At 74.3% G+C, this 1,992-nt stretch carries 3 protein-coding genes and 1 pseudogene; 1 reads left to right on the forward strand and 3 read right to left on the reverse strand.

Annotated elements, in window-relative coordinates; genetic code table 11:
* Positions 1-665 (forward strand): zinc-binding dehydrogenase (locus RIF68_RS35370; protein ID WP_309055684.1); only part of this gene is annotated, 665 nt, incomplete at its 5' end.
* 38 nt (positions 666-703) lie between these two features.
* Here RIF68_RS35370 and RIF68_RS35375 read toward each other — a convergent pair.
* From RIF68_RS35375 to RIF68_RS35385, 3 genes and pseudogenes are all read right to left on the reverse strand, one after another.
* Positions 704-1,057, reverse strand: a complete 354-nt coding sequence (locus tag RIF68_RS35375; protein WP_309055685.1) for a hypothetical protein — start codon at positions 1,055-1,057, stop codon at positions 704-706.
* Between the two features lie 9 nt (positions 1,058-1,066).
* Positions 1,067-1,540 (reverse strand): GNAT family N-acetyltransferase, encoded by a 474-nt coding sequence (locus RIF68_RS35380; protein WP_309055688.1) that lies wholly within the window; start codon positions 1,538-1,540, stop codon positions 1,067-1,069.
* Positions 1,541-1,749: 209 nt separating this feature from the next.
* A pseudogene (locus tag RIF68_RS35385) lies at positions 1,750-1,992 on the reverse strand (hydroxyurea phosphotransferase); the annotation flags it as partial.

Genomic DNA, 1,992 nt, shown 5'->3' on the forward strand with positions numbered 1-1,992 from the left:
CGCTCCCCGACCACCTGGGGGAGGCGGAGGCCGTCGCCATGATCGGCACCGGCCGCACCACCCTCGGCATCCTCCAGTTCGCGGAACTCGGCCCGGACTCCGTCGCGATCGTCCCGGCGGCGGCCGCCGGCATCGGCACCCTGCTCGTCCAGTACGCCAAGAACGCCGGCGCCACCGTCATCGGCCTCGCCGGCGGCCCCCACAAGGTCGCCCGCGTCCGCGCCAACGGCGCCGACCTCGCCGTCGACTACACGGAACCGGACTGGGCCGACAAGGTCCGCGCCCATCTGGGCGGACGCGCCGCGACCGTCGTCTTCGACTCGGTCGGCGGTGACACCGGCCGCGCCGCCGTCGATCTCCTCGGCAGGGGCGGCCGCCACCTCGTCTTCGGCTGGTCGGGCGCGGGCCTGCGCGGCGGCGAGGCCCTCACCTTCACCCCCGGGGAGCTCGCGGACCGCGGCATCACCTCGCAGTCCGTCCTCGGACCGGTGATGCTCCGGAAGGCCGGCGGGGACGTCCGCACCCTCGAACTCGCCGCGCTCGCCGCCGCGGCCGACGGCACGCTCCGCCCCGCCGTCCAGACCTTCCCGCTCGCCGAGGCGGCGCGGGCCCATCGTGCCCTGGAGACCCGGGGCACGATGGGGAAGGTGGTCCTCGTCCCCTGAGACCCGCCGGACCGGGGAGTACGGCGCCGGGGGAAGGATCAGACCCCGAGCACGTCCCAGGAGTGCCCCTTGAACTCCTTCAGGAAGTCGGGGTGGTCCTCCCACATCCGGGCGGCGGAGCGCAGCACGTCCCAGTTGTGCTCCAGCGCCTGGTCCACCACCTGACGCAGCTCCGGCGCCGTCTCCCGCTTCTCCACGAGGCCGTTCACCGCGGAGGCGGCCTGCACCGTGTAGCGCAGCGCGCGCAGGGCCCGGGAGGTGTCGTCCATGCCGAAGCCGTGGTCCTTGCCGTTCTCGGGGTCGAACAGCGGCGTGAGCCGCGCCTCGATGAAGGCCGTGATCCGCTCGAACCGCTGCCGGATGTCCGAGCGCTGCTGAATGTCCATGTCCATCCCCCCTTCCTACACCGAACCCAGCTTCGTCAGCGCCGCGTCCGTCAGGCGGTACACCGTCCACTCGTCCTGCGGGCGCGCGCCGAGGGACTCGTAGAAGTCGATCGACGGCCTGTTCCAGTTCAGGACCGACCACTCCAGGCGTTCGTAGCCCCGCTCGACGCAGATCCGGGCCAGCTCGGCCAGGAGCGCCTTGCCGTGGCCGCCGCCGCGCAGCTCCGGACGGACGTACAGGTCCTCCAGGTAGATCCCGTGGACCCCGCGCCAGGTCGAGAAGTTGAGGAACCAGAGCGCGAAGCCCGCGACCTCGCCCGTGTCCGTCTCCGCGATGTGCGCGTAGGCGGCGGGGCGGTCGCCGAAGAGTGCGTCGTGGAGCTGCCCGGGGGTGGCGCGGGCCTCGTGGAGGGCCTTCTCGTACTCCGCGAGGTCGCGGATCATGCGGTGGATGACGGGGACGTCGGCGGGAACGGCGGTACGGATCATGGCCCCAGCCTGCCCCGGGGGACACCGTCCTGGCCAGAGGCACCGGGGCACGCCCTCCCGGCCGGAGACCCGGCTCACGCCCACCCGGTCCGGGGCCCGGCTCACGCCCTTCCGGCCGGAGACCCGGCCCGCGTCCTCCCGGCCGGAGACCCGGCTCACGCCCACCCGGTCCGGGGCCCGGCTCACGCCCACCCGGTCCGGGGCCCGGCTCACGTCCTCCTCGCCGACAGGGTCACGGCGAGCGCCACCTGTCCGGCGTCCAGGACGCGCGCGCCGTCCTCGATGTCCCACAGCGCGTTCTGGAGCACCCGGCCCAGCGTCCAGGCGACCGCCCGGCCCCGGTCGAGGCCCAGGCGTTCGGTGAGGAGGTCGAACCGCCGGAGGACCTCCGCCCGCTCCCCCTCTCCCGTACGTCCCCGGAGCGCGGGCAGCAGGTCGAAGCCCGGGTCGCC

This window comes from Streptomyces sp., from assembly GCF_031178505.1.
GTDB classification, from domain to species: domain Bacteria; phylum Actinomycetota; class Actinomycetes; order Streptomycetales; family Streptomycetaceae; genus Streptomyces; species Streptomyces gulbargensis.